At 43.6% G+C, this 14,734-nt stretch carries 10 protein-coding genes; 9 read left to right on the top strand and 1 reads right to left on the bottom strand.

All coding sequences use genetic code 11. The features are described from left to right. Window positions 1–34 precede the first annotated feature (34 nt). The 9 genes from KH286_RS04720 to KH286_RS04680 all read left to right on the top strand — a co-directional run bounded on the left by KH286_RS04720 (window position 35) and on the right by KH286_RS04680 (window position 14,060). Window positions 35–988: an ABC transporter substrate-binding protein gene (locus tag KH286_RS04720; protein ID WP_278617703.1), complete on the top strand. Its 954-nt coding sequence runs from the start codon at window positions 35–37 to the stop codon at window positions 986–988. Beyond that, on the top strand, window positions 981–2,018 hold the full coding sequence (locus tag KH286_RS04715) for a FecCD family ABC transporter permease (protein WP_278473179.1): 1,038 nt from the start codon (window positions 981–983) through the stop codon (window positions 2,016–2,018). Before KH286_RS04720 ends, KH286_RS04715 begins: the two co-directional genes overlap by 8 nt. Then, window positions 2,018–2,863 (top strand): ABC transporter ATP-binding protein, encoded by an 846-nt coding sequence (locus KH286_RS04710; protein ID WP_278617702.1) that lies wholly within the window; start codon window positions 2,018–2,020, stop codon window positions 2,861–2,863. Before KH286_RS04715 ends, KH286_RS04710 begins: the two co-directional genes overlap by 1 nt. A gap of 84 nt (window positions 2,864–2,947) precedes the next feature. Beyond that, the gene (locus tag KH286_RS04705; protein ID WP_278617701.1) at window positions 2,948–3,877 is read left to right on the top strand and encodes an ATP-binding protein; all 930 of its coding nucleotides are present in this window, start codon (window positions 2,948–2,950) and stop codon (window positions 3,875–3,877) included. Window positions 3,878–3,879: 2 nt separating this feature from the next. After that, window positions 3,880–5,895 carry a VWA domain-containing protein gene (locus tag KH286_RS04700; protein ID WP_278617700.1) on the top strand — a complete coding sequence of 672 codons (2,016 nt, stop codon included), beginning with the start codon at window positions 3,880–3,882 and terminating at the stop codon, window positions 5,893–5,895. A 3-nt stretch (window positions 5,896–5,898) separates the two neighbouring features. After that, window positions 5,899–9,522 (top strand): cobaltochelatase subunit CobN, encoded by a 3,624-nt coding sequence (gene cobN, locus KH286_RS04695; RefSeq protein ID WP_278617699.1) that lies wholly within the window; start codon window positions 5,899–5,901, stop codon window positions 9,520–9,522. A 1-nt stretch (window position 9,523) separates the two neighbouring features. Continuing rightward, window positions 9,524–10,435, top strand: a complete 912-nt coding sequence (locus KH286_RS04690) for an ABC transporter substrate-binding protein (protein WP_278617698.1) — start codon at window positions 9,524–9,526, stop codon at window positions 10,433–10,435. A 22-nt stretch (window positions 10,436–10,457) separates the two neighbouring features. After that, window positions 10,458–12,326: a TonB-dependent receptor plug domain-containing protein gene (locus KH286_RS04685; protein ID WP_278617697.1), complete on the top strand. Its 1,869-nt coding sequence runs from the start codon at window positions 10,458–10,460 to the stop codon at window positions 12,324–12,326. Between the two features lie 411 nt (window positions 12,327–12,737). Beyond that, window positions 12,738–14,060 carry a pyridoxal phosphate-dependent aminotransferase gene (locus tag KH286_RS04680; protein ID WP_119562512.1) on the top strand — a complete coding sequence of 441 codons (1,323 nt, stop codon included), beginning with the start codon at window positions 12,738–12,740 and terminating at the stop codon, window positions 14,058–14,060. Window positions 14,061–14,217: 157 nt separating this feature from the next. On the opposite strand, the gene KH286_RS04675 is transcribed toward KH286_RS04680, so the two are convergent. After that, window positions 14,218–14,679: an ArsR/SmtB family transcription factor gene (locus KH286_RS04675; protein WP_118091140.1), complete on the bottom strand. Its 462-nt coding sequence runs from the start codon at window positions 14,677–14,679 to the stop codon at window positions 14,218–14,220. Between the last annotated feature and the right edge of the window lie 55 nt (window positions 14,680–14,734).

Genomic DNA, 14,734 nt, shown 5'->3' with positions numbered 1-14,734 from the left:
AATCACTAATTAGAACTATACAAGGAGTATCATCATGAACAAGAAAATTGGATTTTTCATATGTTTGATGATACTCCTTTGTGTATGTTTAACAGGTTGTGGACCTCAATCTAAGGATGGTGTAACACCATATATTCGCTATGTTGACAGTCATGATGGCGTTCAAGTTGCTGTTCCAGAGCATCCAAAACGGATTTTATCACTGTCTTCTGCGGTCGACACAATTTTATTAGGACTTATAGAACCAGAACGTTTAGCAGGCATTAATAAATTGTCTACCTATGAGGAATATTCGCTAGAGGCAAAGCGCGCAAAGCTGGTAAAACCAGTGTTGAGTTCGTATCCTTTGGAGAAAATCATAGCCTTGAAACCGGATCTCGTTATAGCGCCAGATTATATATCGGCTGATGTTATCTATGGCTTACGGCACATGGGTATAGCCACTGTTGTGGTACCTACCCCTTCTACGGTGGACGGAGTGATTCAGAATGTGATGGAGATTGCTCATATTATTGGGGAAGATGAAAAGGGTAGCTTTTACAATCGGAAGATTCACCGTGAAATAGATGAAATAAAGCACCTAGCAGAATCTATTCCAATTGAGCAGCGCAAGACGGTTCTCTTTGTATCATCTATGGACGGATATACGGGAACAGGAAGCCTTTTTGATGATATGTGTCACTATATGAGTATCTATAATGCACCGAATCGGATTGGCTTACCGCCGCACATACCCTTTGGGGAGGAGCGGGTATTAGCCATGAATCCAGACTACATTTTTATTCCATCCTATAAGGGAATGGACAAGAATTTGGCGGATCGATATTTAAAAAATCCGGCCTTTCAAAATCTGCCGGCTATCAAGGAAAATCGTGTTAAGCCTTTACCGGCAGCGTACTTATATACTATGAATCAGCATATTGGGGAAGCGATGCTAGCCATTATGTATACTGTGTATCCTCAATTAGAAAGGAATTCTCATGACTAAACAGACACAACGCATCATGGCGATAACTCTGATTGGGGTATTGCTATGTATCGTGAGCTTATTGGCGCTCCATATAGGGACCATTATGATTCCTATTGGAGGGGGCGTCCAAAGTATTTTGAATGGTATGGGTATACCAGTGAGTTTTACTGAACCTATTTCTGCTGAACAAGAGGCGGTACTGTGGTTTATCCGCATGCCGCGCCTCATCATTGGACTACTCGTAGGCGGTGCCTTGGCAATCGCTGGCGCCGTTATGCAAGGGGTATTCTCGAATCCGTTGGCTGATCCAGGTATTATGGGCGTATCCGCAGGGGCATCTCTCGGTGCGGTTATCGCCATCGCCCTTGGTGTAACATCTCTTGGCATGTTTTACATGCCTGCCTTTGCCTTCGTAGGGGCCTTTGTATCCGTTGGGATTACTATATTGTTAACATGGCGTAATAACAAGCTCGACACGACCACCTTGTTGCTTGCTGGTGTAGCTGTTAGTATGCTGCTCGGTGCTTTCACATCGGGCATTTTGACTATGATTAATGAATACCGCTTGCGTGAATTCCTATTTTGGATGGTGGGTGGACTTGATTTTCGTCGCTGGGACCACGTTCTACTAGCGGTGGGGCCTATCATGACGGGCAGCGTTATATTAATGATGCTCGGTCGTCACCTGAATGTACTCGTTCTCGGGGATACAGAGGCGCGTGCCTTGGGTTTGCCTGTTATGGTGTATCGCATGCTATTCCTGTTTTTGGCATCTGTCGTTACTGCTACTGCGGTGTGCGTCAGTGGTTCCATTGGTTTTGTAGGTCTTGTGGTACCACATATTGTGCGTATCTTAGTAGGGCCAGATCATCGAATACTATTGCCTATGGCGGCCGTTGGAGGCGCATTATTCCTCGTATTCTGTGATACATTAGGTCGCGTTATTGCTCAGCCAGTTGAGATTCGCGTAGGTATCATGACGGCTCTATTAGGGGCACCATATTTTCTATATTTACTTCATCGCTTGCGTCGTAAAGGAGGGGCCTAATGAAACTAGATGTTCAATCTCTATCTGTCACATTAGGAGACACAACCATTGTAAAAGAGGCATCCTTTGCTATTGACCGGGGCGAGTTCGTAGGCATTATCGGCCCTAATGGCTCTGGTAAAACAACGTTGTTAAAAGCATTGCGTGGCCTTTATCCTACATCTGGTGGAGATGTTTTGTGGGATGGTAAAAGCATCTCTTCTTTGAGCGATAAAGAAATCGCTCATCATGTGGCGTATATGCAGCAGTCCGTTAATGTTTCCTTCGATTATGAAGCCATCGATATTGTGATGACTGCCCGCTATCCGTATTTGAAATGGTGGCAACAAGAGGGCCCTGAAGATAAGGTCATTGTAGAAAATGCCATGAAAGAGGTGGGCGTGTATCACTTGCGGCATCGGTCCGTACAATCTTTGAGCGGTGGTGAACGACAACGGGTATTCTTAGCAAAGGCTTTGGCACAACAAACAGAGGTCCTATTACTAGATGAGCCGACGGCTGCTCTCGATCTAGTATATGCTGACGATATCTTTCATGAGGGGCGCAGATTATGTGACGAAGGCAAAACGATTTTAATCGTCGTTCATGATTTAGAATTAGCTGCCAAATATTGCACTAAGCTCGTCTTGATAAGCGATGGTCGCATCGTTGATGTAGGAACGCCGCGAGAGGTGCTCACTGCAGATAATTTAAAAGCTGCCTTCCACTTGTCTGCAGCAGTTTACGACGATCCATATTTCAAACAACAACGTATCTTTGTGTTCCCAAAAGGAACTACGGATATTGAGGATTATAAACAAACAGAGACTAGTGGAGAGATGTCAATTGACCCTCAATTGAAATAGACATATAGTTACCTATGTATAGGTCAGTAAATTTCCAGTTTATCTTGATATATTTGTATTGCTATTCCTAGCGAGGTTAGGCTTATGTTATATCCATTTACTGCTATTGTTGGTCAAGATGAAATGAAATTGGCCCTTTTGCTGAATGCTATCAATCCGTCCATCGGTGGTGTGTTAATTGAAGGCGAAAAGGGCACTGCAAAGTCTACGGCTGTACGTGCATTACCGAGCCTGCTACCTGCTATGGAAACAGGGGCTGATGCGATGACCGTAGTAGAATTACCTATCAATGCTACGGAAGATCGCGTTGTAGGATCTATTAATTTAGAAAAGGCCTTGCAAGAGGGGGTGAAAGCCTTTGAACCGGGGATTTTACACGCAGCACATCAAAATATTCTCTATGTAGATGAGGTTAATCTATTAGATGACCACATTGTAGATATTTTGCTAGACGTGGCCGCTATGGGTGTAAACACCGTAGAGCGGGAAGGGGTAAGCCATTCTCATCCTTCTCGATTCATCCTCGTCGGAACTATGAACCCTGAAGAGGGGGACCTCAGACCTCAGCTATTAGATCGATTTGGGTTGTCCGTCATGGTCTATGGTGAACAGGATCCAGCACAGCGGATGGAGGTGATTAAGCGACGTTTAGCTTTTGGGGACAATCCCGCAGAATTTGTGGAAACCTATAAGGAGTCGGAACGAGCTTTGCATGACCGATTGTTAGAGGCTCGTAAGCTATTGCCAACTATTATTCCATCTGATGATATTCTCCTTAAGATAGCAAGCATCAGTATCGGCGTTGGCGTTGATGGCCATCGTTCAGATATTACGATGATGCACACCGCTCGCGCTCATGCAGCCTTTCACGGTCGCTCACAAATCATAGATGACGACATTAAGGTGGCTGCAAGATTGACGTTAAAACACCGCATGCGGAGATTGCCTTTTGAAGAACAAGGTCACGACGAAGACCGCATCGATACAGCAGTATCTGCGGTAATCGAGGGCTAGCTATGGATACATCTGTACAAGAGGCCCTCAAAATAGGCCTTGTAAACGACCAGATACATAGCATCGTCATTTCTGGGGGAACTGGTGTCGGTAAAAGTTTTATAGTTCGCCAGTGCCTCGATACATGGCATATTCCCTATCGTGTTATACCGGTTTATATAGATAATTCACAACTTCAAGAAAGCATCGATTTTGAAGCCTCTCTCGAGCAAGGCCAGATGATCATGTCCTCTAGTCTATTAGATGACGATAATACGCGATGCTGGCTCATCGATGATTGTCATGTGCTATCCCCAGAAGTGCGTCATGCCGTATTAACAGAGGCAAAACGCCGTCATATCTTGCTGATTATGACTATAAATCATGAGGATAGAGCCTTAACTGATGCGGAATGGGAACTCGTAGACGTACATGTATCTATGGAACCAGCTTCATTGGAATCTAGGGTAGCGGTATTACAACAAACTCGAGATGTAATTTCTTGTGCAGATACTGTGTTACCTTCAACAGAAGAGCACTCATCTAAGGATGTAGTCAGTTTAATCGATCATAAGCGGATTTCATCTATTGCCGTTCCTGATGCAATGATTTCATTAGCCATTTCCTATGCACTCCAAGCTCATACTGTAGGTCACGGTGCAGAGTTTGTATTGCTTCAAGTTATGAAATCACTGGCGCTTCTTGAGGGGGTTTCTTACTGTAAGCCCATTCATGCAGAGCGGGCCGCTCTTTATGTACTGCCTCATCGGATGAAGCGTGATGACACAACCACATCACAGCCTTCACAAGGGGAGAATGGAAATAGTAAAACGGATAGAAATCAACTAGAAAATAGGGCCGAATATGCATCGGACCAAGCTGATGAAGATACACAATATGAAGCGGACCAAAATGATTCTATGGGGAATGAAGCAAGTCCTAAGGATTCAAACGCTAATGATGGGGACACTCATTCTGCTATGAATAGTGCAGAAGATGCATCTTCTCAGCAAGAAGATTCAAGTGAAGCTGATGGTTCTAATCAATCTAACGACTTAGATGCTACACAGAAGGAATTCTGTGATTCCGAGGCTATGAACGTAGGTGGAGACGACTCACAACGCTTATCCTCTTTATGTTTGCCCGATACGGTTGCCCGTATAGCTAACCAATTATTCCAATGGAAACTAGAATCCTCTAAAACAGTGGACCGTCAGTATCGCAAGGGCTCAGGTCGTCGCCTCATGACCAAAACAAAGGACACTAGAGGGCGTATGATTCGAGCTTACCAAGATGAACATGCGCTAGAGGACTTAGCGCTGGTCGATACATTGCGTGCAGCAGCACCCTACCAACGATTGCGGGCTGCTACTAAAACGGAACAAGAAAAACTATCTACTCAGTCCCAGCAATTAAAGCAACAAGGCGGCAAGGGATTATCTTTAGTGATAAAACCTCAGGATTACCGCCGAAAAGCCCGTGAAAAGCGCATTGGTGCATATCAACTTTTCGTGGTAGATGCCAGTGGATCTATGGCGGCGCGTCATCGCATGGAGGCCACTAAAGCGGCTATTCTCAGTCTCTTGCGAGACTCCTATATCCACCGTGATTCGGTAGGGCTCATTGCGTTCCGCAAGGAGTCGGCAGAGGTGTTATTGCCTTTTACGCGCAGCGTTGAGCGAGCAGAGCGATTGTTAGCCTCTATGCCTACAGGCGGTAAAACGCCGTTAGCTCACGGTTTACGGATGGCCTATACCATGTGCGATAGATTGTTGCGTGCCCATCGGGCGGAACGAATTCAGATTATATATATCACCGATGGTCGAGCTACGTCGGGTGATTCTGAGGACCCTGTAGCGGAGTCCAAGCAATGGGCTCGTATCCTTGGTACTTTGCCTGTAGATTGTATCGTTATCGATACGGAAACGGGCTTTATCAAACTTGGATTGGCTAAGGAATTATGTAAATTGATGAATGGCAGTTATTATGCCATGGATACTATTACTGCAGATCGTATTTTGCGAGTGTCTCGGAGGTAGATCATGAGTCGACTCATGTATATTTCTAACTTAGGAAAACAAATCCAATATATAGAAAAGGCCGTTGCTACCTACCCTGAATTGATACAAGGTGAGGTGGATATTTGCAATATGAAAAAGTCTCCTCTCTGGGACGGTGATTTTGAAAGTCGCCTTCATGCTGCCGATGTAGTACTCGTAACAAACATGGGGGTTGGCTTAGACTCGCCATTCTTAGAACGCCTTGAACGATGGCTATATGCGCATCATCCAAAATACTGGATCGATGTGGTAGAACCTAAGAAAACGGATATTCTGTATCGTAATATAGATGAGGATAAACGGATTCGTCTTGAAAGTTATCGTCGTACTAGTGGCATCATGAACTATGTGCGGCTCATTAACGGCGCTTTCAGTACAAAACCAATTTCTGAATGGGAAGCACCTGACCGAATTCCGTGGCAAGCCATTATGGGGCGAGCAGGCAATATCTATGAGACCTATGATGAGTTTATGGATGCCGAAGGAAACCCTGATTGGCCGTCCATCGCGGTGTACTTTTACCGTGACGAGTGGATTATGGGGGATATTTATTATCAACAGGCCTTATTTGAAGAAATTTATAAACATCAGTACAATCCGATTATTTTTTATGGGCAATACGGTTCGAATCCTCGCGTAGGCATTCCGAATATGAAATTGTCCATGAACCATCTTTTTGGGAAGGATATATTCCCCTTTGACGTGCTTATCAATACTTGTAAATTCTCCTTCCAGTCCTTAGGGGCTCAAACCTTGGAGGAGTTAAAATTACAGGACGTACCTATCGTTCAAGGGTATACCATATACATGGATGAGAAATCTTGGGCTGAGAATCCACAAGGAGTTACGCCGTTAGATGTGAATTTATCCATATCACAGCCTGAGTTAGATGGTGTTATTCAAGGCGGTGTAGTGGCCTGTCAGACCTTTGATGAGTGTGGTCACTATGTGTATTTACCCGTGAAAGAGCGCATTGCGGCCGTCGTTCAGCGAGCTATTAAATGGTCTAAGCTGCACCATATTCCTGTATCTGAGCGAAAGATAGCCATTGTTTTACATAACTATCCGCCTAAGAATTCTAATATTGGTTCTGCAGCAGGCCTTGATACACCTGAGTCGGTGCTACGATTATTAGAACAGATGAAAGAGGAAGGTTATACGATAGATTCTGTGCCTGATACGAGTGCAGATTTAATGGACAGTGTTACATCCCACATGACAAACGACCGCTCCATGCTTACCGATGAGTTGCTAGCTTCGGCTGAAGGTCGCTTGAGCAGTAAGGATTACAAAGCATACTTTGAAACACTGCCAGCAGATACGCAACAAGCTATGGTTACATCTTGGGGAGAGGCACCAGGAGATGTATTTGTCTACGATGATGAAGTCATCATACCAGGTTTTTCCAATGGCAATCTGTGGATTACGGTGCAACCACCGCGCGGGTTCGGGGAGAATGTATCTGCCATTTATCACGATCCTTGTTTACCTCCACCGCATCAATATTTGGCCTTTTACCACTGGGTTCGGAATGTCTTTCAAGCTGATGCGGTCATTCATGTAGGCACACATGGCTCCTTAGAATGGCTACCAGGTAAGGGGGCTGGTCTCAGTGCTAGCTGTTATCCTGAAATCGGTATTTCTAGTTTGCCGAATATCTACTCGTACTGGACAACCATCATTGGGGAAGGCATACAGGCTAAGCGGCGTAGTTCAGCCTGTTTAGTGGGCCACTTATCGCCACCGATGACAACGGCGGGGCTCTACGATGAATTTGAAGAGCTAGAAGCTTTACTAGATGAGCATAGTCATTTTGAACAGGAGCATCCTGAGAGTGTAGCTGACATAGGCGAAGTGATTCGCGAAAAGGCCCTGGTCTGTCATCTTATCGATGAAGAAAAGGGGCCTACTATGGTGGTGGACGATATAATTACAGAAGTTCACGAAAAGCTAAGTGATTTGAAACATATGCAAATGCGCAATGGTTTACATATCTTGGGTCAAGGCCCTGAGGGGACAGATTTAGAAGAATTTATTACTGCTATCATACGGACCCCTCAAGGGGATATTGCATCAGGTCTTGAAACGCTAGCCGCTGAGTTAGGGTATGATTGGTCGTATCTAGAAAAACATGCTGGCGAAATCAATGATGACGGAATTCGTAATAATGTGATTATCGATCGAATTTGGCAGGAATTACGAGCGTTTGTGTCTAATATTATACATAAACCAGATTATAAGGCGCCTCAAAGTTTAGAGCGTTTGGTAGATGCCATAATTCGTGAGTATATACCTAAATTAGGTCAAACCAAAAATGAGCTCAGCTCTATCTCTAAAGCGTTACAAGGAACCTATGTTGAACCTGGCCCCGGTGGAGCCCCATCGAGTGGTCAAGTCGATGTATTACCTACGGGTCGTAACTTTTATGGTTTAGATGAAAGAGCCTTGCCTACAAAGATAGCCTACCAATTAGGTATAGAGCTTGCAGATCAAGTTATGGCTGATTATATTTTAAATGAACAGCGTTATCCTGAGACGATAGGGATTATCTTATGGGCTAGTAGCAACTCTAGAAGTCATGGTCAGTGTTTAGGTGAATTCCTCTACTTATTGGGGGTTCGCCCTAAATGGCAATCTAACGGTCGTATTTCAGGGCTCGAGGTCACTCCACTAGATGAATTACAACGCCCTCGTATCGACGTGATGGGCCGCATTAGTGGTCTTATTCGAGATATGATGCCTACTGCCATTAGTTGGCTCGACAAGGCTGTTGAAATGGTGGCAGAATTAGATGAGTCTTTGGAAGACAACTACGTGAAAAAGCACATTCATGATGATGTGGATTGGCTCGTTGAACAAGGTGAAGATCCTATGCTAGCCACTAAAAAGGCGCGCCTTCGTATCTTTGGTGACCCACCACAAGCCTATGGCACGGGTGTGGGTGCCCTGATTGAAGGGAAAAACTGGGAGTCCTTAAGCGACATTGCACAAGTTTACAGCAAGTGGAGTAGCTTTCACCTGCACAAGGACATTCCTCAGGATATGAGGCTATTCCAACGGCGATTAACTACGATGGATGTAACCATTAAGAACGAAGATAATCGGGAAACGCACATTTTGAGTGCTGATGATTATTATAGTTATCATGGTGGTCTCATTGCGGCAGTGCGAAATGCAAAAGGTAGTGCCCCTCGTGCCTATGTGGGGGATAGTACAGATCGCAGCCGCGTCGTGATGCGGTCCTTATCAGATGAGTTTCGCCGCGTTGTACAAGGAGAAACGCAGAATCCGAAATTCATTCAGGCTATGATGAACCATGGCTACAAAGGGGCATCGGATATGTCTAATGTGGTTTCTCATAGTTTTGGCTGGGATGTTACCAGTGATGTGGTGCCTGACTGGGTTTATGAGGGGTATGCTAACAAATATGCTTTAGACAAAGTGGTGCAAGACTGGATGCGCAATGTAAACCCTTGGGCCTTACAGCGGATTGCAGAAATTTTGTTAGAAGCTGCTCAACGTGGCTATTGGGATGCAGCTCCAGATATGCTGGAGGAATTGCAGTCCCTATATATTTCCATGGAAGGTGTTATAGAAGGTCGTTAATATGAAACAAAGAATATCTATTATATGTACCATATTAATGATGGTACTTCTGGTGGTCGGCTGTGGTCCTACGCAAACAGGGACTACGGGCACCACACATCAAGTTACGGATGGCGCAGGTGTAACCGTTACGGTGCCTAACGAGCCGAAGCGCATCGTTCCCATCGCTGCGAGCACAGAGGATATTGTGTTATCTTTGGTTGATCCGAGCCGAGTGGCAGCTGTTGGCACGGTGCCTAATAATGTGCCTGATGAGTCTGCCAAGGTTGAGAAACATGTGAAAGCAACTGCTGAATCCATGCTCTCTGTACAACCTGATCTAGTGTTAGTTCCAAACTGGATGTCTCCAGATGCGATTGGGGAAATGCGAAATATGCAAATTCCTGTTTACGTCTATAAGACGCCTACTACGGTAGAAGAAGCAAAGGCTGTTATTCATGAAATTGCAGGTCTTTTACATGCATCGGATGAAAAGATGATTGCTAGTATGGATGCAGATCTGAAAACTATAGAAGAACTAGCAAATAAACATACCGGTGAACGCCCTGTAGTGGCATTTTATACGCAATTTGGTTTAACCGGCGGCAAGGGGTCAACCTTTGATGATATGACTAAATATCTGAAGGTTACCAATGCAGCTGCTCAATTAGGCTTAGGACCTTTTGATAATGGAACGAGAGAGGATTTAATTAAAGCAAATCCGGACATTATTATCATCCCGTCGGTGGCCTATACTTCGGATGGTACTACGCCGGCAACGGCAGAACAGCTCTATTCTGACCCTGCTTTGCAAGGTGTTAAGGCCATTGCTAATCGTCGTGTGTTCCTTGTAGATTCCTCGCAGGTCATGAGTTATTCTCAATTTATGACACGGGCAATGGTTTCTATGGCACAATATATATATGGTATGTAGGTTAATGTGAGTGGAGGTTTTTATGAAAGTATCAAGAATGCAACGATTATCTATGTACGTAGGGTTAGCCCTCGTATTTGGTAGCACTTTGAGTGCACCAAATGTATTAGCTGTTGAGGGTGGGGATGCGAAAGAATCGCATACCATTGTTGTTACCGCAACTCGTAGTGAACAACAGCTTTCAGAAGTGCCAGCTAGTGTAGGCGTAGTAACAGGTGATGATATTCGTGAGCGCCATGCTACGAATATGAACGAAGCCTTGAACATCGTACCGGGCGTAGATATTAATACGTACGGTGGTGGCGTAGGTTACACGAACTCCAATGCGTTCCGCATCAATGGTTCCGACCAAGTATTATACTTGGTAGACGGCATTAATATGGGCGCAGCTGGTGTAAACCCGCCGATGACTATTTTGAAAGATATGTCTAGCATTGATCGCATTGAAGTTCAACGTGGTGCAGGCTCTACATTGTATGGTTCCGGTGCCATCGGTGGTGTAGTAAACGTAATCACTGCAAAACCTGAGCAAGGTGTACAAACTAAACTTCGCGTAATGGGTGGCAGTAATGATTTAGAGCAATACGCTATTACAAACGAAGGTAGCAAAAAAGATTGGTACTGGCGTGTAGGCGTACAAAAAGATATCATTGGGTCCTACAAAGATGGTCATGGCGTGCGCATTCCTCAACATGGCAACAGCCATACTGCATCCTTCATGGTGGGCAATACAATCAATGATAAGAACGATGTAAAAATAGCTTACGACACATATCGTGGTGATGTAATGTACTCCGACCATTTGGGTGCCCTTAATCACATTCGTTATGGTAATGAAGCAAATGACTCCTTACGCGCGATTTGGAACAATAAAATCAGCAATCGTTGGAGCCATCAATTATACTTGATGAACAATCATTATAAAACAACATATGATGGGTACTTAACGGATGTGAAGACTCGTGGTATTGGTGATCAAGTTACGTATAAAGCAAAAGACCATATTGTAGTAGTCGGCTTTGACTGGCGTCAAGATAAAGTGGTTAACATGGGCGGCGTGAAGCTTACGAACGCATCTTACTTTATTCAAGATGAATGGAAATTTGCTCCTAAGTGGACTGTAACGCCTGGTATCCGCGTTGACCACCATTCTTCTTTCGGTACTCATACATCTCCATCCATCAGCCTCGGCTATGATGTAAATGAGAAGACAAATGTGTATGCTGCGTATAAAGAGTACTTCTTGGCACCTACACCATACCAATTGTTCGATGGCTATAACGGTAACCGCAACTTGAAACCTGAAACAGGTCATGAATTTGATTTAGGTGTACACCATAAATTCGGTAAAACTTGGAATGGTAATCTCAGCTTCTTTAGCCGTAGTACAAAGGATAAGATCGGTTGGGTTATGACGGATCCTGCAACATTCACAGGTCAATATCGCAATTTTGATACAGAAAAAGCCCGTGGCGTGAATGCAGAAGTGCGCAAACAAATCAACAATCATTTGTCTGCACGACTTGGCTATACATATACTCATATCGATGCAACACCTACACGCAAAGCTAATCGTGATGGTTATGTGCCTAAACATGCTGTTAATGCAGGTCTCGATTACAACAATGCGAAATGGGATGCCCATTTAGATATTCGTGGTGTCATCGACCGTCCAGGCCCTGCTGATAATATTTTCCCTCGCACAACGTATTGGCTTGCTGATATTAGTGCGAACTATCGCGTACGTGAAAATGTTACTGTATTTGGTCGTGTTAATAATATCTTTGATACATACTATGCGGAACAATCTAACGTTCGTTGGGGCAACCCTGGTGACTGGTGGCCAGGTCAAGGTCGCAACTTCCGTCTAGGTGTAGAAGTGACTATCTAATAGATATAACTACTGCAATGGTTCGATTATAAAGTTATACTAATAATTGACAATTACGTCGTAGTTATTTGTATAGCTTCAAAAAGTAATCTATATCATGGTGAAAGAGCCTCTCGTGGGGCTCTTTCATTTTTATTATAGTTTTTGATGGTATATTGAGACCGCACTAAGTACCATGAGAGTTATTTTCAATAACCAATAAATTAAGCATAGGTAAATAAGTATATATTATAAAACTATAGATTTTCTATAGTAAAAGCTCTATAATATTATGTATCTATCTATAGGTATTCATAGTTTATGTTTTGTGATGTACTTGTATATTTGCTTGTATAGTAAGTGTTTTGTTACTTTCACAGTTATCAAAACCTTCCAATGGAGAAGGTTGATTTTTAGAGGAGTTGGATCGAAATGAAACAACCAGAATTATCGCCGTATATGATGGCTCGGAAGCCGTCTGGCATTCGCCTAGGACAAATTAAATTCTTGGAACGTAAGAACCCGCCTATCTTGGTGAATGGTTCTATTGGCAATGTAATGCGTCCTATGCATCCCGCCATGCAGCGTAGGTTGTTTGATTTGGGCGGTGTTAATAGCCCGTTCCATAATGGGATTGTGCCATATGTACCAACTACGGGCACTGATGAGTGTCGAGAAGCGTTTCTCCACATTTTGCGCAGCCAAGGCTTTGATACAACAGGGCTTGATGTACTTGTAACAGACGGTGCATCCATGGCGATGGAAATCATCATGCTCGGCGTATGTGGTGGTGCTGGCGAAGAAGAACGTCCTCTTTTGATGTTCAATCCTTCTTATACAAACTATGATGCAGTAGGTCTTCGCATTGGTCGTAAAACGGTTACTGTAGAACGGGAGCTCAATGAAAATGGTGAGTTCGAATTGCCCTCTGTAGAGACTGTCGAACAACGTATTATCGAGACAAAACCTGGGGCGTTGCTTATCATTCCTTATGATAATCCTACAGGTCAATTATTTAGCAAAGAAACGCTTATTGAATATACTAAATTGTGCGTTAAACATAATTTATGGATCATCTCTGACGAAGCGTACCGTGAATTAGCTTATGAAAAAGGGAAAGAAACATCTAGCATTTGGGCCTTAACCGATAAAGATGTGCCTGGCATTGAAGGCCGTCGTATCAGTCTTGAAACGGCAAGTAAGGTTTGGAATGCTTGTGGACTTCGCATTGGAGCTATCATTACGGATAATAAATTATGTTATGAAAAATCTGTTGCGGAATATACGGCAAACCTCAGCGCTAATACATTGGGCCAATATATTTTTGGTGCTTTGAAACATGAGTCCTATGCGCAATTGCACAACTGGTATGAGCAACAACGCGACTACTATCGTCAAATGATCTTTGAACTCCACAAAGGTTTTAAAGAGGCAGAACCGGACTTTATCGTGTCTCGCCCTGAAGCGTCTATTTACTTTGTAATCGACGTGAGAAAGGTTGCAAAACCTGGCTTTGATGGTGTAGAATTTGCTTCTTGGTGTGCCGAACACGGTGCAGTAAGCCTTGATGACGGCAAGGAATATACACTTCTCATGGCACCGCTCAATGGTTTCTATAGCGGTAAAAATGGCGATAACAACCCTGGTAAAACACAATTGCGTGTGTCTTTCTGTGAAAACCCAGATTTATTGCGTTTGGCTCCTGAATTATTATCTAAACTATTCAGAGCTTACGAAGCACAACGAAATGTATAAAAGTAAAGAGTGCCCTCCCAAATGGGAAGGCACTCTTTTTACGTTATGAGTTGTATATATACTATAAGTGGTATAGTATCACATAAAAAAGAGCTATAATTTTGAATATTATAGCTCTTTTCGTTTTTCCCTAGATATGGTAAGTAGGGAAGGGCTTTTATTTACTTTCTTCATCATGCTGCGGTCCCTTAGTACGTATTTCGACTGCCAGTTGCTCGCTAGGTATGGAGCTTTCATCAATTGATGGATATGATGTGTCTTCTAAGATAACCGTTTCTAATAATTTGTCAATTTCGTCAGACTGTATGGATACTTCTTTGTTGTACCATTCGCCAAATTCGTGAATAACCTCTTCGTTGCGACGAAAATAGGTATATTGGTCGATTTTGCGCGATTCCACAAGTTCAGCATTCTCTAAGATGCTCATAAATGTAGAAATAGAAGATTGCGATACACCGCAGCGCTTTTGGATACTCTTAACGCTCACACTATGAGGGAAATCGATAAGAGTGTTAGAGTGTACTTGTACACCGAATTCTTTCTCTGGGCGTTTTAGCCACAATATAATATCTAACCGATGCGGATTTGATAATGCTTTCAAGATTTTTAACGGGTCCATAGGGCCTCCTCTTAATTAAAAAATAACGAGTTCCCAACCTTGACCGTGGACTTGC

Source organism: Veillonella parvula, from assembly GCF_018378075.1.
Taxonomy (GTDB): Bacteria; Bacillota; Negativicutes; order Veillonellales; family Veillonellaceae; genus Veillonella; species Veillonella parvula_K.
Note: the sequence above shows the minus strand (reverse complement) of the source record. Positions and strands in the feature narration are given on the sequence as shown.

Excerpts from the sequence above, each read along its gene's own strand:
- KH286_RS04710 (WP_278617702.1), top strand. The coding sequence starts at position 2,018 with ATGAAACTAGATGTTCAATCTCTATCTGTCACATTAGGAGACACAACC.
- KH286_RS04675 (WP_118091140.1), bottom strand. The coding sequence starts at position 14,679 with ATGGACCCGTTAAAAATCTTGAAAGCATTATCAAATCCGCATCGGTTA.
- KH286_RS04720 (WP_278617703.1), top strand. The coding sequence starts at position 35 with ATGAACAAGAAAATTGGATTTTTCATATGTTTGATGATACTCCTTTGT.
- cobN (WP_278617699.1), top strand. The coding sequence starts at position 5,899 with ATGAGTCGACTCATGTATATTTCTAACTTAGGAAAACAAATCCAATAT.
- KH286_RS04705 (WP_278617701.1), top strand. The coding sequence starts at position 2,948 with ATGTTATATCCATTTACTGCTATTGTTGGTCAAGATGAAATGAAATTG.
- KH286_RS04690 (WP_278617698.1), top strand. The coding sequence starts at position 9,524 with ATGAAACAAAGAATATCTATTATATGTACCATATTAATGATGGTACTT.
- KH286_RS04715 (WP_278473179.1), top strand. The coding sequence starts at position 981 with ATGACTAAACAGACACAACGCATCATGGCGATAACTCTGATTGGGGTA.
- KH286_RS04700 (WP_278617700.1), top strand. The coding sequence starts at position 3,880 with ATGGATACATCTGTACAAGAGGCCCTCAAAATAGGCCTTGTAAACGAC.
- KH286_RS04685 (WP_278617697.1), top strand. The coding sequence starts at position 10,458 with ATGAAAGTATCAAGAATGCAACGATTATCTATGTACGTAGGGTTAGCC.
- KH286_RS04680 (WP_119562512.1), top strand. The coding sequence starts at position 12,738 with ATGAAACAACCAGAATTATCGCCGTATATGATGGCTCGGAAGCCGTCT.